At 44.6% G+C, this 23054-nt stretch carries 21 protein-coding genes; 2 read left to right on the top strand and 19 right to left on the bottom strand.

Annotated features, from left to right (window positions below):
• Nucleotides 1-4 precede the first annotated feature (4 nt).
• From ACO05P_RS04280 to ACO05P_RS04255, 6 genes are all read right to left on the bottom strand, one after another.
• On the bottom strand, nt 5-286 hold the full coding sequence (locus ACO05P_RS04280; RefSeq protein ID WP_421753601.1) for a DUF5676 family membrane protein: 282 nt from the start codon (nt 284-286) through the stop codon (nt 5-7).
• Between the two features lie 11 nt (nt 287-297).
• On the bottom strand, nt 298-528 hold the full coding sequence (locus tag ACO05P_RS04275) for a hypothetical protein (RefSeq protein ID WP_421753600.1): 231 nt from the start codon (nt 526-528) through the stop codon (nt 298-300).
• Between the two features lie 2 nt (nt 529-530).
• Nucleotides 531-839: an ArsR/SmtB family transcription factor gene (locus ACO05P_RS04270; protein ID WP_421753598.1), complete on the bottom strand. Its 309-nt coding sequence runs from the start codon at nt 837-839 to the stop codon at nt 531-533.
• Between the two features lie 133 nt (nt 840-972).
• Nucleotides 973-1215 carry a heavy-metal-associated domain-containing protein gene (locus ACO05P_RS04265; RefSeq protein ID WP_421753597.1) on the bottom strand — a complete coding sequence of 81 codons (243 nt, stop codon included), beginning with the start codon at nt 1213-1215 and terminating at the stop codon, nt 973-975.
• Nucleotides 1216-1233: 18 nt separating this feature from the next.
• Nucleotides 1234-1452 (bottom strand): SHOCT domain-containing protein, encoded by a 219-nt coding sequence (locus tag ACO05P_RS04260; RefSeq protein ID WP_421753596.1) that lies wholly within the window; start codon nt 1450-1452, stop codon nt 1234-1236.
• A gap of 97 nt (nt 1453-1549) precedes the next feature.
• On the bottom strand, nt 1550-2128 hold the full coding sequence (locus ACO05P_RS04255) for an AraC family transcriptional regulator (RefSeq protein ID WP_421753595.1): 579 nt from the start codon (nt 2126-2128) through the stop codon (nt 1550-1552).
• A gap of 312 nt (nt 2129-2440) precedes the next feature.
• Between ACO05P_RS04255 and ACO05P_RS04250 the strand changes: the two genes are divergently transcribed.
• Nucleotides 2441-2836, top strand: a complete 396-nt coding sequence (locus tag ACO05P_RS04250; RefSeq protein ID WP_421753594.1) for a hypothetical protein — start codon at nt 2441-2443, stop codon at nt 2834-2836.
• A 134-nt stretch (nt 2837-2970) separates the two neighbouring features.
• Here ACO05P_RS04250 and ACO05P_RS04245 read toward each other — a convergent pair whose 3' ends face one another.
• The 6 genes from ACO05P_RS04245 to ACO05P_RS04220 all read right to left on the bottom strand — a co-directional run bounded on the left by ACO05P_RS04245 (nt 2971) and on the right by ACO05P_RS04220 (nt 11429).
• Nucleotides 2971-3393: a hypothetical protein gene (locus ACO05P_RS04245; protein WP_421753593.1), complete on the bottom strand. Its 423-nt coding sequence runs from the start codon at nt 3391-3393 to the stop codon at nt 2971-2973.
• Between the two features lie 80 nt (nt 3394-3473).
• Complete coding sequence (locus ACO05P_RS04240) at nt 3474-3989, bottom strand: DUF3347 domain-containing protein (protein WP_421753592.1); 516 nt, start codon at nt 3987-3989, stop codon at nt 3474-3476.
• Nucleotides 3990-4060: 71 nt separating this feature from the next.
• The gene (locus ACO05P_RS04235) at nt 4061-5860 is read right to left on the bottom strand and encodes an efflux RND transporter periplasmic adaptor subunit (RefSeq protein WP_421753591.1); all 1800 of its coding nucleotides are present in this window, start codon (nt 5858-5860) and stop codon (nt 4061-4063) included.
• A gap of 4 nt (nt 5861-5864) precedes the next feature.
• Nucleotides 5865-7073 carry a TolC family protein gene (locus ACO05P_RS04230; protein ID WP_421753589.1) on the bottom strand — a complete coding sequence of 403 codons (1209 nt, stop codon included), beginning with the start codon at nt 7071-7073 and terminating at the stop codon, nt 5865-5867.
• A gap of 20 nt (nt 7074-7093) precedes the next feature.
• Nucleotides 7094-10909: an efflux RND transporter permease subunit gene (locus ACO05P_RS04225; protein ID WP_421753587.1), complete on the bottom strand. Its 3816-nt coding sequence runs from the start codon at nt 10907-10909 to the stop codon at nt 7094-7096.
• Nucleotides 10910-11012: 103 nt separating this feature from the next.
• A complete protein-coding gene (locus ACO05P_RS04220; protein ID WP_421753586.1) occupies nt 11013-11429 on the bottom strand; it encodes an HYC_CC_PP family protein in 417 nt (138 codons plus the stop codon).
• Between the two features lie 271 nt (nt 11430-11700).
• Between ACO05P_RS04220 and ACO05P_RS04215 the strand changes: the two genes are divergently transcribed.
• Nucleotides 11701-12084 carry a M48 family metallopeptidase gene (locus ACO05P_RS04215; RefSeq protein WP_421753584.1) on the top strand — a complete coding sequence of 128 codons (384 nt, stop codon included), beginning with the start codon at nt 11701-11703 and terminating at the stop codon, nt 12082-12084.
• A 7-nt stretch (nt 12085-12091) separates the two neighbouring features.
• Here ACO05P_RS04215 and ACO05P_RS04210 read toward each other — a convergent pair whose 3' ends face one another.
• The 7 genes from ACO05P_RS04210 to ACO05P_RS04180 all read right to left on the bottom strand — a co-directional run bounded on the left by ACO05P_RS04210 (nt 12092) and on the right by ACO05P_RS04180 (nt 22734).
• A complete protein-coding gene (locus ACO05P_RS04210; protein ID WP_421753583.1) occupies nt 12092-12805 on the bottom strand; it encodes a helix-turn-helix domain-containing protein in 714 nt (237 codons plus the stop codon).
• Between the two features lie 101 nt (nt 12806-12906).
• Complete coding sequence (locus ACO05P_RS04205) at nt 12907-14286, bottom strand: DUF3987 domain-containing protein (protein ID WP_421753581.1); 1380 nt, start codon at nt 14284-14286, stop codon at nt 12907-12909.
• The gene (locus tag ACO05P_RS04200; RefSeq protein WP_421753579.1) at nt 14283-14633 is read right to left on the bottom strand and encodes a helix-turn-helix domain-containing protein; all 351 of its coding nucleotides are present in this window, start codon (nt 14631-14633) and stop codon (nt 14283-14285) included. The genes ACO05P_RS04205 and ACO05P_RS04200 overlap by 4 nt, the downstream gene beginning before the upstream one ends.
• Before the next feature lie 267 nt (nt 14634-14900).
• A complete protein-coding gene (locus ACO05P_RS04195) occupies nt 14901-16043 on the bottom strand; it encodes a tyrosine-type recombinase/integrase (RefSeq protein WP_421753577.1) in 1143 nt (380 codons plus the stop codon).
• The gene (locus ACO05P_RS04190; protein WP_421753576.1) at nt 16040-16396 is read right to left on the bottom strand and encodes a helix-turn-helix domain-containing protein; all 357 of its coding nucleotides are present in this window, start codon (nt 16394-16396) and stop codon (nt 16040-16042) included. Before ACO05P_RS04190 ends, ACO05P_RS04195 begins: the two co-directional genes overlap by 4 nt.
• Nucleotides 16397-16655: 259 nt before the next feature.
• A complete protein-coding gene (gene mnmE, locus ACO05P_RS04185; RefSeq protein WP_421753575.1) occupies nt 16656-18059 on the bottom strand; it encodes a tRNA uridine-5-carboxymethylaminomethyl(34) synthesis GTPase MnmE in 1404 nt (467 codons plus the stop codon).
• Between the two features lie 13 nt (nt 18060-18072).
• Complete coding sequence (locus tag ACO05P_RS04180) at nt 18073-22734, bottom strand: PAS domain S-box protein (RefSeq protein ID WP_421753574.1); 4662 nt, start codon at nt 22732-22734, stop codon at nt 18073-18075.
• Nucleotides 22735-23054: the final 320 nt, after the last annotated feature.

The raw sequence follows: 23054 nt of genomic DNA, 5'->3' as shown, positions 1-23054 counted from the left end.
GGGTTTAATTTTTTTTACCGCGCAGTGATGCATTATAAAACCCGGCCACGCAAGCACCCAGCAACCAGGCCAGGATAAAAGTCTGTACCAGGCCAAGCCCTGCTTCCCACAGGGGCACATCCATTCTGATTATACCGGAAGTATCAAGCCCATGCAGCAGACTGTTAAAGAACTTGATAGTACCTTCACGACCAACGGTAGCCATTACGATCATACAGCCCAGATAGAGCAGTGCCCCGGTGAGGCCAAAAGCAAGTCCCAATTTTTTAATATTCAGCTTTTCCATAACCCTTGTGTTTAGTGATGTGAATGTTTGGTTTTGTTTTCTTGTTGGTCGTGATCCTGATGCTGCCGGTGGCCACCATGGCCATGAGAATGTCCACGCATCATAAAAAGGTGGGCCACAAAAAACACCACCAGGAAGGCAGCGAAAGTCAGGTCAGAGGTTACTCCGAAAAAGGGTAACAAAAAGATGAGAAGGATGGGGGCCACACAGGCCAGCAGCATCCAAAGCCAATGATTTTTCATAATTATTCGATTTTAGATTTACTATTAGTAAAACACCCTGAAAGACAGCTTACATCAGGATCGGTAAGACAAAGGCAGTAAAAAGTATTTCCGCGTTCCGTTCGCCTGCGTACCACCCCGCTGTTTCGCATCACTGCCAGGTGCCGCGAAGCAGTTGGTTGATCCAGTCCCAGGGTTTGGTAAATGCCCTTTACACTCAGTCCTTCTTCAGGGCAGTGGCACAGCAATTGGAACATAGCCACCCTTACGGGGTGGCCTATGGCTTTAAACTTTTCTGCCAGCTTCTCAAAATCCAGTGTTTGCTGCTTCATTCTGTTTGTTGTTACATTTTTTTAAAACCCGGTACCCCATTTTACAATATTCCCTTAGCCGGGGTACCGGGTATCTTCCATCCCCCTAATAATGGCAATGGAGTTCAGGCTTTTCTTCCATGTGACCGCTTACTTAGTCTCCGGTATTAGGTTCTGCTATAGCATAGCTGGTATTGGCCAGTGCCTCTTGCAGAGTGTTCAGTGATACCGGTACGTCCGATATAATTTCGGCCTGCTTCCTCACCAGGTCCACTTTTACGGATTTAACTTCGGACAGCTCAGCCAATTTCCGCTCCACTGTGCCGGCACAACCACCGCAGTGCATACCACTTATCGAGTAGGAGTGCCGTAATTGTTCTTTTTTTGATTCTTTCATTTGTCTCCGTTTTGTGTGTTATTTTTCAAGAAGTGCCTTTTTCCGCTCCTCAAATTCTTCAGAGTCTATTTCCCCGGCTGCATATCTTTTTTTAAGGATATCGAGGGGGGTATCTTTTTTGGTACGCTGCCCGGGCACATCCCAGGGCGTAGCAAAAATCCATATGAGGAAAATGATCCAGAGGATCCACCAGATCCAGTGCATTCCCCAAAAGTGATGTCCATCAAAGTGCCACATAATTTTACGTTTTAAAAGATTATTGATTTTGATTTTATACCACACAAGTATATGCTTATGTATATAGCTATATGTGTTATATTCCGGTTAATACTTATCATATCTTGTCAATTGGAATCCGCCTGGTTACACCCAATTTTTGGTATTCCCTGAGGCTCATACCGGTTTCTTTTTTAAACTGCCGGCTCAGTGCCGAAGGGTTTTGATAACCAAGGTTATAGGCTATTTCACTCAGGTTCATTTCACCATATTCCACGAGCTCCTTCGCTCTTTCAATTTTTAGGAGTAGGCCATAGCGTTCTATGGTTTTACCGAAAACCTTAGAGAAATTTTTGCTCAGGCTTTCGTAATTCACCTCCATTTTTTCGGCAATGAACGTGGAAAGCTTTTGCTCTAAATTTGTATTCCAGATGTAGTTGATTACCCAGCGCTTGGTCTGCTCGGCCAGCAGGGTTTGCCTATCCCAAATTATGCTGAATTCGTTTTCGCGAATTACCTGCTCAATATGGCTTCGGCTTATTTTATCGGGCGTGAAAGTTATTACCACACGGCCCAGTTCTATTTCCACGATTTCTGCACCGGCCTGCCTTAGCTCATCGTTGAGCACTTTGAGGCAGCGGCTACAAATCATGCCTTTTACCTTAAATTCTTCTGTAATACGGTTTTGATCTTTCATACTTTCTGTAAGTTGATGATAACATCATTGGAACGATGTCTTAATCACTGGAATAAGGATTGACACACGTTTCATTCATGTACACGCATGTACCCCCGGGTAATTAACTCAACAGGACGGCAGGTAAAGGAAGTGCTGATGAGCACATCCATACATTGAATATACCAGCCGTGGAGTGAAACTACCCCCACAGAAAATGAAAGTCTAAATCAGGTAAGATTGATGCAGGATACGCAGGCTAAAGCCCGATGGGGCGGGCCTGGGTGGAGGCATCCATTTCTGAAGGGCGTGCCCTTCTAATTTTGGAAAGTATTGACTTATGGCTACCCGCAAAATAGCTGCGGGGCTTTCAGAAGGGTGAAAATCTACTGTGTAAGGCTGCGCTTTTTGCTGGAAAACAAGGAAGAATGCGGTAGTGACATCGCTGCAGCAGCCGTCATCATCCTCACTGTTTTTTTGATGGTGATCACCGGAATGATCATGGCTGTGTCCATGGGAATGAGGGTCGTGGTGGTGGTCGTCAGAATGCCCAGGGCTGTCTGCATGATGAGCAACAGATGGCTGGTTGTGGTGATCACAACACTCAGCAAGAAAGTTACCCAGGCCGCACCAGATAGTGAGCATGTACACACCCAGCATCGGCAGCCCGAAGGCCGAGAGCATTACTTTCCTGGATATGTTGCTATTTGTTCTCATTTAGAACTTTAAGAAACGGAAATGCAAGTAAAAGATGATTAAAACAATGACATTTGTCATACTTTGGTGGAAATTACAGTTTTTTTGTTAAAGTGGAGACGGCAACTTTCTGATTTTAGATCAAAAGCATACCGCCCTTTTTATATTCAGTTATTTTTCCCAAAGGCCGTATAGCTATCCTCCGATTCAAAATATCCCACTGTTCCCTGCTCATCCAGTAATACAATGTAGGCATCTACTTTATCCACCTTTTTACCGCTGGCCGGATCAATGGCCATGCGGGATGATTCCTGTTCATTGAGCTTCTTAACGCACATCTGGCAACACCCATAATAGGTTTTTCCATTTACCGGAACGGCTATTTGGGGTTTGCCCATGTAAGCATCGTTTACCATGCATACCAGTTCGTTGGGCACCTGATCGCCCACCTGGTAGTGTTGCTTGGCAGAGTTTTGGGCTGCTTCAGCCGGCCCTGTTTGTTTATTCCCGGATTGAGTTTGGGTATTGCAACTGATAGCCGCAAGCAAAAACAGCCCTCCGGCCACTACTCTGAAAATTGTATTGTTCATTGTTATAGTAATTAGTGCCTGCGGGCACAAGCACGAATTTTAATACCAACCAAAATTTATGTTGTGCCCACAGGTCTTAGTTATTTAATGGTTTCTTTTACCTTACCACACCTGAGCATTTTGTCACCAAAGTAGGGATTGTTGATTTGCTTTTCATTGGCCAGCCAGTGGGCACCCTCGCCTCCGTTGGCCATGGGGCAAAACTCCACATACACTTCTCCGGCACTTATTTCCGCATCTCTCACCAATTCGGCCATTTGGGTGCTCAATGAAGCAAAGGCCTTTCGCTGGGCCTCCAGCGAACCTGCTTTCATCACATTGGTGGCACTTTTTTGGGCGGACTCAGCATTCTCCACCTTGCTTAGGGACGCTGCCAGTTCTGCAGCTTTTGCTTCGGCTTCACCGGCATCTGAGGCAACCAGGGCATCCTTCAGAGCAATGTAATTGTTATAGGCCTGCTGCAGGTTTTCATTTTCAAATTCGGGGGCCATACTGCTCCCATGATCGCCACTCATATTATGTTTGGAGTGGTCGTGTTGTGCAAAAGTGCCCAGGCTCAGGAGGGCCAGGCTTAGCATCATTACTACTTTTTTCATTTTACTGTTTATTTAAGTTATCAAAAACGGACACTGCTTTAATTCATTCGGAATGGGTCCGGTTCATTCCTTTATTTTTCACTAATGGTGGCTTTCACTTCACCACAACTCAGCATGGCCTCACCGAAATATGGGTTTTTCACTTCCCTTTCCAGGCTCAGCCAGTTTGCCCCGCGGTTGTTATTGGCCATGGGGCAAAATTGAACGTATAGGGTTTGGTTATAGGGTCTGAAAGTTTCCACAAGCATTTTCAGTTGAGATGAGATTTCAATAAAACTTGCTCTGAGTTCTTCGATGTCTTCAGTAATTGATGCTTTTGCTGTTGATGTTTTCAGGGCAGTGCTGTGTTTCATCCATACATTGTGTGATTCTCCTGTAAAGAGGGCCATATTAATTTTTCCCAGTTCCTCTTTTAGCTTCTGGGCATAGGCCTGTGCTTGGGTAGCATCGTCATTCACGAGGGCATCCTTCATATCCAGATAGGCGTCTATTACCGGTTTCAGTGCTTCTTTGGCTTTGGAACCTATTGTTATATCCTTATTATGGGCAGCATGGTTATTCCCTGAGCCAGCAGGAGGACCGCCCATATCCCCGTGGTTATGACCGGTCATGGCGGGGCCGCCCTCGGGATTCATCATACTGGGTTTACCGGCCAGTTGTGCTGCTGCATCAATACTAAAGGTACCGCTCACTGCAATTTCCTCTCCGGGCTCCAGGCCTTCTTCTACCACAAAACCTTCTCCCAATTCAGGCCCAAGCACTACCTCACGCATCATAAAGTTTACACCTTGCGCAGAGCTGCTTTTTACATAAACCACAGAGCGCTCACCCGTCCACATCACCGCAGATTTAGGAATAACCAAGGCTTCCTTGTTATATTCCAAGTTTGCACCTACTACACCACTGGCAAACATCTCCGGTTTTAGCTTATTGTTTGGGTTTCGCATTTCCACCCGTGCCTTGGCCACCCTTGTTTTTGGGTTCAACACCGGGTCAAGAAAAGTGATCTTATCGCTAAACTGCTCGCCAGGCAGGGACTGTACCGTAAAGTTTACCTGGTCACCTTCATCAATCCAGGGAAGGTCAGATTCATACACATCAAAAAGTACCCACACCTTGCTGAGATCGGCAATTTCATAAATAGGCTGGCCTTTTCGGATGTAGTCACCCAAGTTTACTTTTTTGCTAATTACATATCCCGACACATCGGCCACGATGGGAAAATTTTCAATTGTCTCACCAGCGTTCACTATCCGCTCTATCTGGGATTCGGACAGTTTCCAGTTACGTAATTTCTCAATAGCCGAACGATAAAGGGCGGGCTGACTTTCCTTGATTTTGCGTGCTTCAAAAACTTCTTCCTGGGCGGTAACCAGGTCAGGGGAGTAAATGTAGGCCAGCAACTGACCTTTTTGCACGAACTCCCCGGTGAAGTTGACGTTTAGTTTTTCAATACGGCCTGGTATGTGGCTGGTCTGTGAAAAGACCAGTCTTTCGTCTTCCTGTACCTTGCCGTTGAGGCGCACTTTTTTGAGTGGCTTCATGGAACCCGCTACGGCTGTACGAACGTTTGCCAACTGCATGGCTGTAGGTGACATCGAAATTGCCATCGGATCCATCTCCGAACCGGTTTCATCTTCAAGCGGAATGAGATCCATGCCACAAATGGGGCAATCGCCAGGTTCACTCTGCCTGATTTGTGGGTGCATGGAGCAGGTCCAGATGGTTTCTTCGCCAGCCGCGGTTTCAGTATGTTCATGCTCATTTTCAGCAGAAGTTTTACCGCTGGAAAAAATCAGCCAACCTGCCAGCAAACCCACCACCAAGGTGGCAATTATGCTTATCCAGAATGTTTTTTTATTGATAGTCATTGTCTTAATTTTTAGAAGTGATGTAATTCAATTTTGCCTCCGCTATTTTATACTCCGATAGGCTGGTGGCCTGCATCATTTGGTATTTCAGCAACTGTTGTTGCATGCGTAGCACTTCTTCAAAGTCATCTCCATTATTAGAGTAAGAAGAGAATAAGAGGTTTAGTGCCTGGCGTGTCTCATCGATCTGCTCGCGGTACAAGTCGAGGTTTTGACGTTGTTTTTCAATTTCATACCACACCATTTCATAAGCACTGCCCAGGTTGTTGGCCGTTTCCTGCCGCATATCCCTGTAGGCTTCCTGCATAATGCGTGCTTCTTCTTTGGCTGCCTTATACTTCCCCCTGAAAATGGGCAGGCTCATGGTCAGCATAGGCATCACTACGTCCTGTCCGTTGTCTGCAATATCCATATCCGTCCGCTTGCCTACCAACACGTAATCGAGGCCAAGGCCAAAGCTGGGCAGGCCCCTGCGGATGGCGGCTTTTTCCTGTTCCTTCATTGCTTCTTCCTTGAGGATCAGTTCTTCGAGCAGGGGATGGTTTACCAACAAACTGTCCCTGTGATAACCGTCTGGTAAGGGAGATACCTTTATGGTATCTACAATGCTGACGGCCATCGTTTCATCACGGTTCAACTGGTTGTTAAAACGGGTAAGCAGTGGCTGGCGCTTATCCTCAAGGATATTGATGTTCGTGCGGGCATCTTTTATCATAATGTCAACCCGTAGCACATCTACCATACTGCTCTGATTGTTTTCGTACTTGCTCTGGGCCAAAGTCATAAATGACTCCAGGATTTCAAGGTTCTCCCTTTGCAAACGCAACTGTTCTTCCAATTCATAGAGCGGAAAGTATGCATCTGCGACCTGGTAAAAGAGCTTATTGCGAGCATCAAGGAAGTTTTGGTATTTAGCCTGTGCCATTAAAGCAGCAGCATTACCTTGCGCTTCCAACGTTCCAAACCAGGGAAACATCTGACTAAGGGAAAACTTTGCCTGCTGAGGCCCCACACGTGTTTCTACCGGTGAAATAAAATACCCGAAAGACAGCGTAGGGTCAGGTAGGCTGCTCACTTGCGGCACCTTCTCCATGGCAGCTTTAAACTCTTTGTACCGGGCCTGTAGGCCGGGGTTGTTTTCTGCTGCTATTTTCTGATAATCTTCAAGGCTTTGCCCCAATACCAACATTGGTAAGGACAACACCAGAAACATTATGAAATTTTTAATCTCTTTCATACTTCCTTAGTTTTTTCTTCTAATTTTTTCACCTGTTTTTCTTCACGCATGGAATAGAGTACGGGCACGATGAAAATGCTTACCAGGGCAAAGGCCATCCCGCCAAAGGTGGGTATTGCCATTGGGATCATGATGTCGGCACCACGTCCGGTAGAAGTTAACACCGGTAGCAGGGCAATCATGGTGGTGGAGACGGTCATCAGTGCGGGGCGTATCCTCCGCAAGCCAGCCTCTACCACAGCCGCCCGCACTTCTGAATGGGTCTTTGGCTTATTGCGCTTGAAGCTTTGATCCAAATACGTAGCGATGAGCACGCCATCATCGGTGGCGATTCCAAAAAGGGCAATGAAACCTACCCATACTGCCACACTAAGGTTGATGGTATGCATTTGGAACAAGTCCCTGAAGTTGGTGCCGAATACAGTGAAATCGCCAAACCATCCCTGGCCGTACAGCCAAATCATAATAAAACCTCCGCTGAAAGCCATGGCTATACCGCTGAACACCATGAGTGAAGTGGTAACGGATTTGAACTGGAAATAAAGTATGAGGAAGACAATGACCAGTACCAGGGGCACGATGATAGATAACCTCTTTTCGGCCCGTACCTGGTTTTCGTAGCTACCCGAGAATTTATAGCTGATACCCGCAGGCACATCCAGGCTACCTGCATCGATTTGTTGCTGAATGGCATTTTGGGCATCATTGACCACCTCCACTTCAGCAAAACCATCACGTTTGTCAAATAGCACATAGCCTACCAGGAAGGTTTCCTCGCTTTTTATGGCCTGGGGCCCTCTTACATATTCAATATCTACCACCTGCCCGATAGGGATTTGGGCTCCCGTGGGAGTGGGTAGAAGTATATCACTAAGGGCTTCAGGGTCATCTCGTAATTCACGGGGATATCTCACCCTTACGGGAAAGCGCTCCCTACCTTCCACCGTGGAGGTGATTTTCATACCACCAATCGCGGTCTCAATAGTCTGCTGAACGTCTTCTACATTCAGTCCGTATCGCGAAATTTCATCGCGGTCGATATTGAGGTGAACGTAAGGCTTTCCTACAATCCGATCCGCAAAAACGGCCTCTGCTTTCACTGAGGGTACATTTTTTAATATTTCCTCCAATTTCATCCCGAAGTTTTCAATGGTCTTCAGATCGGGTCCATATACTTTAATTCCCATTGGTGCCCGCATACCGGTTTGTAGCATCACCAGGCGTGTTTCAATAGGCTGCAGCTTGGGGGCCGAGGTCACGCCCGGTATTTTAGTCACCTTCACTATTTCATCCCAAATGTCGTCCGGTGAATGAATATGCTCCCGCCAGTTTCTGAAGAATTGACCACCATCATCAGCAATAAGCTGCTCCTGGTCAATACCTGCTTCCAGGGCCTGAGTATTGCTAAGGGTATCACCACTGTTCAGAATGAACCGGTCTTCATCATCCACCTTATAGCGTTGGCGAAAGCCTTTTTCATTTACCATGTATTCAGGCTTGTAGTTGATAATGTTTTCATACATGGAAATAGGTGCTGGATCCAGTGCAGATTCTACCCGGCCCAGTTTACCTACGGTAAGATCCACCTCCGGGATATTGGTCAACAACATATCCAATTGGCCCACTACCTTTTTATTGAACTCAATACCTGAGTGTGGCATGGAGGTGGGCATCAAAAGAAAGCTGCCTTCATCAAGTGAGGGCATAAACTCCTTACCTACGCCTGGGAAGGTATGTGTTAATCCGCTCCAAACGCTGGTGGTGCGAATTTCCACGCCCACGGCATCAAAGCCCCTGGCCACAAAGCCAAACACAGAGTTAAAGCCCATCCAGATAATTACCCCCAGCAGAATGAGAGCGGTGGGTATGGCCAGAAACTTGGCCTTGTTATCAAGGCACCACTTGAGAATGGACTCATAATAGCGCTGCAGCAAAGCGAAACTTCCAAGAATGAGACTAACTAATATGCCTACGAAAACGAAGTTGAGGAATAAGCTTTTTTGAGCTCCAAGGGGTAACCAATACTTCCCGAGCAGCCAGGTGACCACCAGCACTACCACGATGACACTCATGTTCCTGGTAAACCAGTTTTGTTTGGGGCTGTACCGTTTTACAAACCATGCTGCGCCAAAAGCCATGAGGGCTATTCCGGCCCACAACACCTGGAAGATAGCCACTATCAGCCCTACAAGTATTAGGCTTGCATTGAGTAAACGGGCCGTTTTTTCGCGCTTAACTCTGATTCCAAAAAACCAATGGGCTAATGTGGGGAGGATGAGCAGCGATACTATCAGAGCTGCTATGAGGGCAAAAGTCTTAGTGAAAGCCAGCGGTCCAAAAAGTTTTCCCTCAGCAGCTTGCATAGTGAAAACGGGGATAAAGCTTACTATGGTAGTGGATACCGCGGTAACAATGGCCGTAGCCACTTCAGCACTGCCGCGATAAATGGTTTCGATCAACTTATCTCCGGGTGAAGCTTCATCAACATGCTTGATGATATTTTCCGAGAGTATGACCCCAAGATCAACCATAGTACCAATGGCAATGGCGATACCGGATAGGGCCACAATATTGGCATCTACACCAAAATATCGCATGGCTATAAACACCATGAGCACCGATATAGGCAACAAGCTGGAGATGAGCAGGGATGCTCTGAGGTTAAATACGGAAACAATCACTACCAGTATAGTGATGAGTACCTCCAGGGAGAGTGCCTCCTCTAATGTTCCCAGGGTTTCGTGGATCAGGGTGGAACGGTCGTAAAAGGGAACAATGGTTAACTGGCTTTCCACTCCATTGTCCAGAACTTTCTTGGGCAGACCGGGAGCAATCTCCTTGATTTTGTCTTTCACATTGTTAATCACCTGTAAAGGATTGGAACCATAGCGGGCCACTACCACGCCACCTACTACTTCGGCCCCATCCTTATCGAGCATGCCTCTTCTGGTGGCCGGACCCAATGTTACTACCCCAATGTCTTTTATCCGGATGGGCACATTGTCCTCAACGGCTACCACGGCTTTTTCTATATCCTCCAGTTTCTTGATATAGCCCAGGCCCCGCACGAGATATTCCGCCTGGTTGATCTCTATGGTCTTGGCCCCCACGTCTTTATTGGACTTACGCACGGCCTGCATTACTTTATGCAGGGGTATGTCATAGGCTTTCAGTGCATCGGGGTTTACATCAATCTGGTACTCCTGCACAAAACCCCCGATGGAGGCCACTTCCGAAACACCAGCGGTCGCATTGAGAGCGTACTTTACATAAAAATCCTGTACCGTTCGGATTTCGTGCAGGTCCCAACCTCCTGTGGGATTACCGTCTTTATCCCGGCCTTCAAGTGTATACCAATACACCTGGCCCAGGGCTGTGGCATCAGGACCCAGGGCAGGTTGTACACTCTCGGGGAGCAGATCGGTTGGCAATGAGTTGAGTTTTTCCAAAATCCGGGAGCGGCTCCAATAAAACTCCACATCTTCTTCAAAAATGATGAAGATGCTGGAAAACCCAAAGATGGACGTGCTGCGGATGGATTTTACCCCTGGAATACCCAGGAGGTAGGTTGTTAAAGGATAGGATATCTGGTCTTCAATATCCTGTGGAGAGCGGCCGGGCCACTGGGTGAAAACGATCTGCTGGTTTTCACCTATATCCGGGATTGCATCCACGGGCACGGGATCGGAGGGCAGGGCTCCGATTTCCCAGCCAAAGGGTGCAGTAACAATACCCCAAGTGATGAGGCCTACTAAGAGAAGCGAAGTAACTAACTTGTTCTCCAGAAAATATTTAATGGTCTTATTAAGCATAATACTATGGATGTTAATTGAACTAAATGATGTTCAAAGGCATAAATAGCCTATTGATCCACCCCATGCATGACAGGGCAGAAATCCGGTTGTATTGTACTTTCTAAATCAGGAAGGATTGAAACAGTACCTGAACGTTCTGTTTCAGCAGAGGAGAGGAATAATTGGGGTAGAATGAAACCCGCTCGTTAATTGGGAAAAATTGAACTACAAAACTGTGGATGAAAGCAACCACGAAAGTTTTATTCAGCTCTAAAGATGGTTGTACCAGGGTTACATCCTCATCCAGTTGGATGAGTTCGTGCTGATTGTCACAGCAGGGCTTTGCATTAATTTGGTCATGCCCACTTTGTGAAGAGCAGGTTTTGGGACCTTCATCCATACCACAATCCAAATGCTCAAGGCCCAAGGAGAGCGTATGCTTCACGGCTTCACCACCACAGAAGTGCGTGTTGGCGGCAATGCCAATGTTGGATGCCAACATCAGGAGAGCAAGGAATATGGAGAATGCTTTTTTCACTTGAGTGCAAATATAGCCAACTGAGTACTCTCTATAAAATGACTTTTGTCAGGTTATGAAACAATCCCGTTCGAAGATAGCCCAGCAAAACTTGTATTAGTTCATGTCCCTTCAAAATGGTTTCCATTCTGTTTCAAAAGCACCAGAATAAATTTCTCTCTTATCACCCGCACATATCACCAAGGCAATTTGTAAATGAGGAATCTCACCTGTACCTGGGAAGACAATATCGTCTACGGATTGAATTGGGCACGGAAAAAGGAGTAAAGTTTTGTCGAGGGAGGTTAATAATCAGTGCCACGGAAAAAAAGATGGGGAGCGTGTTATCAGAAAATGGTTTCGCGAAAAGGCCAAACATCATTTTGAAAATATCTTGGAGACGACTTTTCCTAAGTTCAAGAAGTATTCTGTTCCTTTTCCGGAGCTTTCGATTCGTCAAATGCCCACAAGGTGGGGTAGTTGCACACCAAAAGGAAAGGTTATCCTCAATCTGGAGCTTGTAAAGGCTCCTAAAGGCTGTATTGAGTATGTTATCATACATGAGCTATGCCATCTGATTGAGCATAACCACACTAAAGCCTTCTATGATTTACAAGAAACCATCTTCCCGGAATGGAAAAAATGGAAAGAACGGTTGGAATATCAGTTGGTATAGGTGATTATTACCCCAATATCTCCTCCAAATACATCAAATCCGCCTCAAACACCTTCCAGGAATAGGAGCAATCCTGATTTTCGTCTGAATCCTGGTTGAAATCTTCCTCGTAATCCTCAAAATCGTCCGCATCGTCCCAATTTTCATCTGAATCTGAACTAAAAGGCGATGCGCTGTCCCGCATTTGGTCCAGTTGTCCCAACCATTCTTCAGTTTTAGCGATTAATTCCTTGAGAATGTCCAGACAATCGTCCCATTCGTCCAGTTGATGAATGCGAACATAGTCGGACAGTGTTTCTTCGTAACGGGACAATTGACCTTGCATGTTTAAGATGTCCTGATAAGTACATGGGATAGCCCCATCGGGGTACCGGTCCATTAGTTTGAGTTGAAGGAACGCCCATTTTTGAATGGGTAGAAGAATTTTTCGCAGCTCAATACTTTTTGATCGGTCTTGATAAATAGACTGATTGCGTTTCATTTCGAGTTCCTTTTCTTGTTGGGCTAGCTTTTTAAGCTCTAGTTCATGTTGGAGCTCCATTTTTCTCATTTCCAATTGAATAGAGGGGTCTGCGTTATTGGTTTGAATGGCGGTTGATTTCCTGGATTTCTCTTGAAGCCATCTAGCCACTGTGCTCTTTCCAATTCCAAGTTGGTAAGCGATTTCACGAATAGATTTTCCTTGTTTGCTGAGTTGTAGGGCTTGTTCTTTTTGGTTCATAGTATCAAAATTGAATGGTTGATCAATTGAGTTTTTGATGATTTGAGCATTTCAGGGGGCAGATTGGAAGTGATCATTTGATCAAAAGATCATTGACTCATTTACTCATTCTGGTCCCTATAGAGTTTGCGATATCGTCCGTGTCCAAGTCGCTCAAAGGGACCCTGGACCAGGTATCGGGTTATGGTTGGAGAAGATAGTTTCAGTGATTTCCCCACTTTGTTGGCTTCATTCTTTGTGAACTCAACGGGTAGTTTTTCAATGAACTGTTCCATTCTTCGATGTTTCATAGATTGATCATGGTTTTTAGGCATGTCGGCCATGTGGATCAGGCTATGTTGAATGGTGTGCAAGGTGATTTGCATAGCCGTTTCCAGGTCCCTGGGATGGACTAAGCCATCCGGGGTTTCCCTTTTGGAACTATCGATAAACCACCTGATAGAGGATAAGACCATTGTAATCCTAAATGCAATAAGTCCAGAGCGATGTATGGTGGCCAATACACGTTCCCCTGTTTCGGAGTAGTAGATCCTGGTATAGTGGCTGAAGAACTTTACAAAGTGATCTTGCATTCGTTTGTCCAGCCTCCATTGTATGCCTTCCTGCTGGACTTCCAGAAACTGAAATAAGTCCAGCAATTGCTGTCCCATGTCCTCAAAAAGCTGTCCCGGGACGTCCATTTTATGTGCAAAGACGTTTCGGAACTGTGGGACACTACGCATGGTGTAATACATGAATCGACTAAAGAGTCCATTCTCCGTATTGGGAATAAGCCTTTTAAACTGACCATTGGTACCAGTGAGTAGGGCACTCAATCTCGGTTCCTCAACCACAAGGTATTCTTTATTGGTTCTACGTTGCATTTCTACCGATTCATGATGAAATGCGCAACGTAAAATGTCGCTAAAGTTTCCCCAATCCTGGGTGAGCGAATTGGCCAGGGTATCCGCTTCCGTGCTAAAGAGGATCCCCATTTCATCATTTTCAGCAAGGGTGTTGATAAAGGAGCTGGCTGAGTTGTTCGCCGGTATGAATAGCAGCTTTTGTTTCGGTGGTGGAGGAAGCTCGGACAGATCCTGGTTATTGGCTTTTAACTCCGCTTTGTTTTGTTCGTAGCGGTTAATCTCGTCCTGACTTTTGGAAATTCGTTCGCGATGAATGGCCTTACCCAAAGATCGGAGGTGGTTTAAAATCCCTTTTCCTGCGCCAGCCGGTGCGTCCACGAAGGTGAACAGGTGAGGGTAGACCATCCTGTTGTCATAAATACCATAGATGTTAGGTAGACACCCTGAAATCACGGTAATAGCACCTAGTAACAGCACATCCCGTTCTTGTCTGTTATTAGCAATCTCCAGAAGTTGAGAGAGGCAAGCAGGCAGGTTCTTATATATTTCAGGAGCAAACATCCCATCGATGTGCTGGACAGGAGTAGGAACGAAAAAACTGTCCTCCCTGGAAAGGTCGTATTGTGCCGCTTTCATTTCTTGAGGGGATTATTTCGGGTATAAAGTCGGCCTTCCTTAGAGAAGTGCGTCATTTCATTTTGCTTTCCCCGGTTTAGCCAATCGTCCAGGTCGCCACGTCTGAAAAGAATTTTCTTCCCATTCTTGTAGAAAGGGATCTTCCGCTTACTGGTTAAAGTATAGAGGGTCTGCTTCGCAATATGTAGGTATGCGGCAGCCTGATCGGCGTTCAGCACTTCCTCTCGTTGATCCTGCTCAACTTGTAGATTCTTGAGTTGAAGTTGCTGTTGTTGTAAAGCTGTTTGAACGGCCTCGGTCACCAGGTCGGTGATAAAGGCTTCTAGATGAGAAAATGTTTTATCCATAGAGTATCATTTTCTCTTTCGATCATCAAACAGAAAGCCATGCCAACTTTTATCGTTGGCTTGACTTTCTTATCGGACCTAATTTCACCACAATGAACCCCCGGACCCTGCGCAAAAGACGGAAAACAGTGGAACGTAGTGTATCAAATTGTAATACTCATTCCTTTGATTTCCGTTAAATGCTCAATCGCATATTTTTTTGTAACAATTTGTACAAAAAAGCAACCCAGAAAAATCGGGTCAAAATGACAGGTGATTTTTGGCAGTTTATTGGTCATTCTTGTCAGTTTTAAGTCCAAGATGGATTCTGTTCATGGCCTCTGTTTTCGTTTTATCCATCACCTTACCGTATATCTGTGTGGTGTGAATGTTCTTATGGCCAAGAAGCTTGGACACCGTATAGATATCGGTTCCTTCCGCTAGCTGTAAGGTGGCGAAGGTGTGTCGGAAATTGTGGAAGGTGATTTTTTTCGTGATCCCAGACTTTTGCAGCCAACGTTGGAGCTCGCTATAATGCAGTTTGAAGTTGTAGTCTCCAAAGATCTTATCCTCGGGAAAGGTGGGCTCACCAAGTAAGAGTATGGCTTCCTCAGATAACGGAAGTGTTTCTTCCGCTTTGGTTTTATTCATATTAAAACGAACAAAGTATCCGGTGGCATCGGAGTATTGGATTTTCTCCCAGGTCAGACTCATGATATCACCCATTCGCATTCCAGTGAGGGCGGAGAAGAGGCAACTACGTTTCATAGCATCGGATCGGGTTTCTGAATTGGCCAGACGGATCAACTCCTCCTTGGTAAGAAACTCTCTATAAACCTCTGGTTGAGAGATTCCTTTTACAAGATCAAATGGGTTTTGCTTGACGTAACCCAATGCAGTAGCTTCACGAACGCATGCCCGCAGTTTATTGTAGTAACTGTAAGCAGAGCTTTCTGAAATACGCATCATGGGTGAGTGAATCCGGGTCGCTTTGGTTAGGAGATAATCTTTGTAATCGTTGATCAATTGTGGTTTCAGATCACCAAAGGTGCATCGGTCATTGACAAACTTGCTAAAGGTCTTATAAGAAGCTGCCCATCCACCTTGGTTACTGGTTTCCTTACTCTTCTTGCGCATTTGTTGTTCGTAGAATACCAGAAAGTCATCGTACTCAGAAGAACGAGACAATCCATACCGGCCAGCAATCCGGTCCAGTTGCCGCTCTGCCGCAATGGCCCTGGCCATGCTTTCTACCTCTCGGTTGTGCTTGCGTTCCACTTCATCACGTGGCGGGTTGTAGAGGTACATTTCCAGGTATTCGAATCGGGTGGATTTACCGGTTTTCGGCGAAATAATAGGAGGGTAGTAATCCAGGTATAGAGAGATCTTACCATTATTCCTTGGTCTTTTTCTAAGCGTAACTTTCATCATGACTTAAAGAATTTTTTAAACGACTTCTGAGAAATGATTCGGCGGCCAAGGAGCTTGGCAGATTCAAGCTTGCCTTGTTTAATCGCCCTTTGAACCGTCCATCGGGATACGCCCAGGATTATAGCTGCTTCCTCTACACTGATATAATCTCTCTTTTGAAGCGTCTTGATTGGTGCAGAAAGTTTCTCCAGGTTTTCTCTCTGAGCTGCCTGGTTTCGCTCTTGTCGCTTTCGCTCTTTGTAAGCCTTTTTCGCACAGTTCGTAGAACAGTACTGGGTTGTGGATTTGCGTGCCTCAAATAGATTTTGGCAAAACATGCAAATTTTTGGAATCGGGTCTTTACTCGCCGCCATAACAGATTTTTTGCGCTGGTGCACCTTGGTGCAAAATGGAGCAGTAAGGTGCCAGCCGGTTCAACATAAAATTCAACCGCTCAATGAGTGAGGCCTATTTGATGCGCACCTCTTTGAGCGCAACAAGTGCGCAACAAAAAGGAGACAAAACGCAAAAAGAGCGAAGATTGACACGTGTCAAAATACGCTCGTAAACTACTGTTAATAAAGGTGTTTAGTTTGTTTTTAGCTATCGTTGTTTATCGATAGTTATATGGGTTTACTTCCCGATACAAAACTTCCCAAAGATATTTCCCAAAATATCCTTGTCAACATCAACCTCGCCAATGATGCTGCCCAATTCGCTAAGGGCGGTGCGAATATCGATGGAAAGCAGGTCGCCACTAATACCAAAGTCAAGGCCTTCGCGCACTTTTTCAATCTGAATTAAGCTCTTTTGCAAGGCATCCAAATGACGAACATTGGTAACAATGCTTTGCTGAGCAGCTAGGTCACCCCATTGATAGAAGGCGCTGATTTGCGCGTGTAAGTCTTCCAATCCCTTTTTATCCTTGGCACTAAGATGTAATGCCTTTAGCTCTTTGAGCTTTTGTTCTTGCTCACTGCTGAGGGTGGGTAGTAATTCGGCTTTATTGAGGATGAAAAGGAAATTGCGTTCGCCCGCCCGATTTTGAATATCCTGATATTCCGATGCTAATTCTATCCATCCCTCTGGGCCTTGGAGCCGATCAGCAGCAAAGAGGTAGAGTACCAAATCACTTTGTTCTACCTTTTCGTAGGTGCGTTTTATCCCAATGCTTTCCACCATATCGGTGGTTTCGCGAATACCCGCGGTATCAATAAAACGATAGCTTATCCCATCAATGTGAATTTCATCTTCAATGGCATCGCGGGTGGTGCCGGCAATTTCGGTTACAATCGCTTTTTCTTCCTTAAGCAGGGCATTGAGCAAAGTGGATTTCCCTGCATTGGGCGCGCCTACAATCGCCACGGGAACCCCATTTTTAATGGCATTTCCGGTATCGTAAGAAGAAATAAGACTAGTGAGTACCTGCTCTATACGATTGAGTAATTCCTGAAATTTGGAGCGATCCGCGAATTCCACATCTTCTTCGGCAAAATCGAGTTCCAGTTCAATGAGAGATACAAAGTCGATTAGTTCTGATCGCAGGGCTTTGATTTCATCAGAAATACCGCCCCGCATATGTTGCAAAGCAATTTGGTGACTGGCCTTGTTTTCAGAGGCAATTAAATCGGCAATGGCCTCTGCTTGCGAAAGATCCATTTTACCATTGATAAAAGCCCGTAGGGTATATTCACCTGGATCGGCCATGCGAATGCCCTGGCGCATCAATAAGCCTAAAATACGCTCCTGGATATAGGTGGAACCATGACAGCTAATCTCGATCACATCTTCACCCGTGTAGGATTTAGGGCCTTTGAATAAGCCCAGCATCACTTCATCGATTAATTGTTCGCCGTCCATTAAGGAACCGAAAACCATTTTATAGCCCTCATTATTTTCCAGCTTATGCTGTGCTGAATAGGGCTTGTAAAGCTTGTTTAAAACAGTATAAGTTTCGGGGCCGCTTACCCTAATCATCGCAATGGCGCCCATTCCGGCAGCGGTAGAAAGGGCGCAGATGGTATCTTCCATTCGCATGCGGCAAAGGTACCTACTGTAAATCTAATTTGAAGCGTTCCGTTTTAGCTGTAATGTCTTTGATTACCTGATCCATTTCTTCGGAAGATTCACGGATAAACTGTAATATTTCCTGGGTGTCTGAACTCCGACCATTGGCTTCATCTTCCTTCAATAAGGCTATTAAGCCCAGGATTCGCGCTACTGGCGCTCGCATAACATGGGATTGCATCCAGGCTATATCCTTTAATTTTTGGTTTTGTTGCTCAATAGTTTCCAAATAATGGGTTCGCTCTGTAACGTCGAGGGAATAACAAGCAACTCCGGTTATAACATGGGCCTCATTGTAAATGGGGTAGAGGCTAATGGCAAAAATCTGATCGCCATACTGGGATTGATCCTCAATTTGCACATTAACTTGCTCACCACTTAAGGCTCTTTCATAGAGGGGTTTCCAGCGTTTTCCATGCTCCTTTCCAAGTCTTTCATTTAGAATCGAATCCCCGATTTTAAAAACATGGTCACTGCGGTTCTGCAAAAATTGCAAGTAGCTTTTATTGGCACTCAGTAAGCGGAACCGCACGTCAATCGACCACATATGATCATCGGTACTGTTGATTAAAGCCTCAGTGTTTAAACGCATCTGTTCTAATTCCAAACGCTTTAATTCCAATTCGGTAACATCCCAGTTAAGACCGACAATTCTGGAAGGCTCTCCATTTTGATCTCGAATAACTTTCGAAATGGCGGCAATATGTTTGGTTTGATTTCCGGCTCTGATACGGAACTTGAAATTCACATTATCAATGCCCTTTTCCACAGATTCTTGGAAAGTTAGGGCGGTGCCCTCCCGATCTTCAGGGTGAATGGATTCTAACCAATCCTCAATTTTATGATGGAAGTTTTCCGGACTGCGCTTATAAAGTCGGAACATATTCTCATCCCACTCTACATAACTATTAGCGGCTAAGTTTAGGTCCCAAATTCCCACCGTATTTGCTTTAGTGGCCAACTCAAACCGCATTAACAATTCCTTGAGTTCTGCTTTTTGGCGATGCTCCTCGGTGGTATCTCTGCCTAATGCAACAAAGTGAGTTACCTTGCCTTGGTCATTTTGAACGGGAACAACAGAAATGTTAATGTAGTAGGGGGATCCATCTTTAGTATAATTGATCATTTCCGTTTCGACCGCCTTTTTTTGCCGAAGGGCATTTCTAAGCTTCTGAACTTCAGTGGTATTGGTTTCGGGCCCATATAAAATGCTGGGCGACTTCCCAATTAATTCCTCCATACTATAACCGCTGGTACGCTCAAATGCCTTATTAGCGTAAATAATAGAGGGGCCTTGACCATTCAAATCTTCTGCATTCGTAATCAAGATGCCTTCATTGGCATTGGTTACGGTAGATTCCAATAAGAGCAGTTGACCTTCCCTTTCTTTTCGATGGCTAACATCGGTTCGGATACCGATTACTTCCAGAGCATTTCCATCTTTATCCCTGCGAACTACTTTGGCCCGGTCTTCAAACCAGCGCCATTGATTATCCAAGCAAAGGAATCTAAATTCTTTTTGGTAGGTATCATTTTTGTTTCCAGGCCTTAGTCGCATCAATTCAAGCATTTCATCAATGTCTTCCCGCGACATTCTCGATTCGAGCTCCTCCTCATGTATGGGCTGCCCTTTGCGACCACTGGCCCCCATTAATTCATATAGCTTAGGATCTCCATCCAGGAGCCTACGCTCGCGATCGTAATAGAAGATGGCAGATTCTGCTGCCTTTAAAGCTTGATTTAAGATAAGGGCATTGTTCCTTAATTCATTGCGATATTCAATGAGTTCCATGACGGTACTGGCTTGATTTCCCAGTACTTCCAATAGTTGATCTGAATAATAATCCGGGGTGCCTTCCGGGAAAAACACATAGGTAGTTCCTTTATAGGCATTATTGTAGCTTATTCCGATCGAGATAAGCTCAAAATTGGGGAAGGCCTTAAAAATAGGATCCACGGTTTCTTTAGTAAGAAAGGGGAGAAGGTAGATTAAGTCCTCGGTGATCTTAAATACTTTTCCCTGTCGTAATCCATCAAGGATGGGCATTACGGATGGAAAAACTGTATTGGATTTAGCTGCTTCATCCAGAAACGAAAAGGCCTTTTGAAGATTTGGAGGGATAATACATTGATTCATGCGGTATTCGGACTCCAAACCCGATTCTGTAACGGTGCCAGAGCCTACCACTACTTTTTCATTAAACCAATGGTAAATGGATTCGGATAAGGCATTGTATACCTGATTAATTTCGTTAAGCCTCAGTAAATCTGAGCTACTGTTTGCTAAATCAATAAAAATGCGCTTTTGCTGATACTCCTTTTTTTGGAGATGTATGATTTCTGTAACATCTCGTACAATACCATGGATGCGTTTTATTTCTTCCTTTTCATTAACCTCAGGTTGAATCTTACATTCTAACCATAGTTCAGCTCCATCTGGCCGATGGAATAACCAAATATTTTGACTGCTTTCGCCTCTATATAAAGCCAGTTTGAAATTGTGAAAAAGCTCTGACCGATGTTGATCATTTAATCGTGCAAGATTTCGGCGATCCCTTAAATCAAAAACCCCCTCAATTCCCAGGATTAAAGGCATGTTTTGAGAATAACTAAAGGCCTTTTCGGAGGTAAGATATTCCCAATCGGCCACCAGGGCCATGGCCTGAGCTTCCCGCAGTCTTTCATTGCTTACCTTGAGTTCTTCTTTAGCAATTTGCCTTTCGGAAATGTCTTGAGAAAATACATTTGCTCCAACAATATTCCCATCCTCACTCAGGGTAGGGTAAATGCTTACAAGTAGATACTTATCCTCTCCGCTAATGGGATGTTTATACTGATCATTATAAGAGTGGCTTTCGCCTTTAAATGCTTTCTGATAGCGCTCTTTCCAGAGTTTCGAAACTTCGATAGGAAATCCGGGAACCTCAGTCATAATCTCCCCAACTTTTAAGTCATGATTGAAATGAAGGCTGAAGTTGTTGCGGAAATTCGGATTAAGAGCAAGTAGCCTATAGTTCTGATCAACGGACCAGATTTCATGAGGATTGGAGTTTAAGATATTAGCCAGGTTTTCTTGACTAATTTTTAAGGCCCTTTCTGCTTCTTTTAATTCACTGATATCTGTACGAAGTGCTATGAATTCAAAAACCTCACCCTGTGAATTTTTGCGAGGAATGATGGTTGTCGATAGCCAATAAAGGTGCCCGTCTTTATGCTTATTGCAAACATTGCCCTTCCATACTTTTCCGGCCAATACGGTATCCCAAAGATCAGCGAAAAAGGCCTCATCATGTACACCGGAATTTAAGATCTGGGTACTGTTCCCTAATAGTTCCTGCAGGGAATAGCCACTGGTTTCGCAAAAACTTTCATTGGCGAACTTAACTTTACCGTCCAGGTCGGTTATCACCACCATATTATGCTGATCAATAGCGTATTGATGGGCTTTGAGCTCTTCAATGGCCTCCAGGTTCTTTTTATTGGAAAGCTTGAGCATTTCAAAGGTTTCCAACTCATCGCTAATATCGCGGGCAATTCCTTGAATAAACTCAACCCAACCTGTCTCTTTATTTTTTACTGGAATGAGGTAGAGCTCATACTGCTTGATTTTGCCTGATTTATGGATCAGTTCAAAAGGACTAAGTACCAGACTTTCGCCTTTCTTCAAAAACTCGGGGAATTCAATTTTAGCAAATTCCGCTTTGGACTTTTCCGTTAAAAAATGATAATAAGAAAGATTTAAAACTTCTTCTTCTGTATAGCCCAGGTGTCTGAATACCTGTGGACAGACATAATTGATGGCATTAAAGTCTCGAGTATAGAAAAATAAGTCAGGGGCACTTTCAACCAGGCTCCTGAAACGTTCCTTTTCCAGTTCTAATTCCTGACGCTGTTTTTCAGCTTTTTCAAGGCTTATAATAATACTTAGGAGGTAATCAGCGCCTCGGTAATGATAGGTGGAAAAACTAACGTGACAAGGCATTACATTACCGTCACGCTTTTTAAGATGTAGCTCAATATCTCTGACTTCACCTTTTTCGGGAAGTTTAATAAAAACATGTTCTCTTTCTAAAAAATCGTTCCAAAGACCAATCTCCATAGGAGTTTTACCGATGCAGTCTTTGAGCTCGTAGCCAAAAACCTCGGTGAAGGAATGATTAACACTTACAATATGGCCATTACCTCTCTGGGTAATAACCATGCTCTCGGGTATAACCTTAAGTAGAGTTTGATGTTGTTGCTCACTGAGTTCGAGCTTTCGGATTAAGCTTAATTGACGCTCACAAAAGAGAATTGCTTTTTCCAGTTCAAAAGCCATGTGCTCAGACTTCAGTAAATAATTACTGGCTCCCGCCTCTAAAATCTGAGGGAGTTTATTTATTTGAGCATCAGAGCCTAAAGCGATTATCGGAATTTTGGGAAATGACTTATGAAATGCAGCTAATTCATGGAGTTGCTCTTCACTAATCAAAACCAATTGATATTCAGTAGAGTCCTCCTGACTTAAAGCTTCTTCCACGCTGGTTTTAAAGCTTAGTTCACACTGAACTTCGCGAAATTCTGCAAAAACAGACTTAAGTAGAGCCTGGTCCTTTAATTGACTATCAATACAAAGGACTTGAATATTCGTGTGGGTTGGGGTCATTTCCTCAGCTCGGTCTTTTCATTTCGAAAAATTCAAAGAAGCAGGGAAGTTTCAGTATAGTATTAATACCCTGAATGCTAATTGAATTTGTGACATGAATTTACAATTTTTTTATTCCGTTTCAGACTTTTTGGTGTTGAGCAGGTCGAATTTGGATATTAACGAAGTCCTTTGCCAAGGCTCTATTTAATAGTTGTAATAACTCGTTCCGGGGCGAGAGGCAAGTGCTGAATAGTAGAGTTGGATTGCTAAATTTAGAGCCCATAAAAAATAGCTTTTCCTTCAATTAAACTCGGATTCAAGGACGGTATTTCAGCAGA

Origin of the sequence: Croceimicrobium sp. (assembly GCF_965228705.1) — a bacterium.
Classification (GTDB): Bacteria; Bacteroidota; Bacteroidia; order Flavobacteriales; family Schleiferiaceae; genus Croceimicrobium.
The sequence above is the reverse complement of the archived record's forward strand: the minus strand, read 5'-3'. Positions and strand labels throughout refer to the sequence as shown.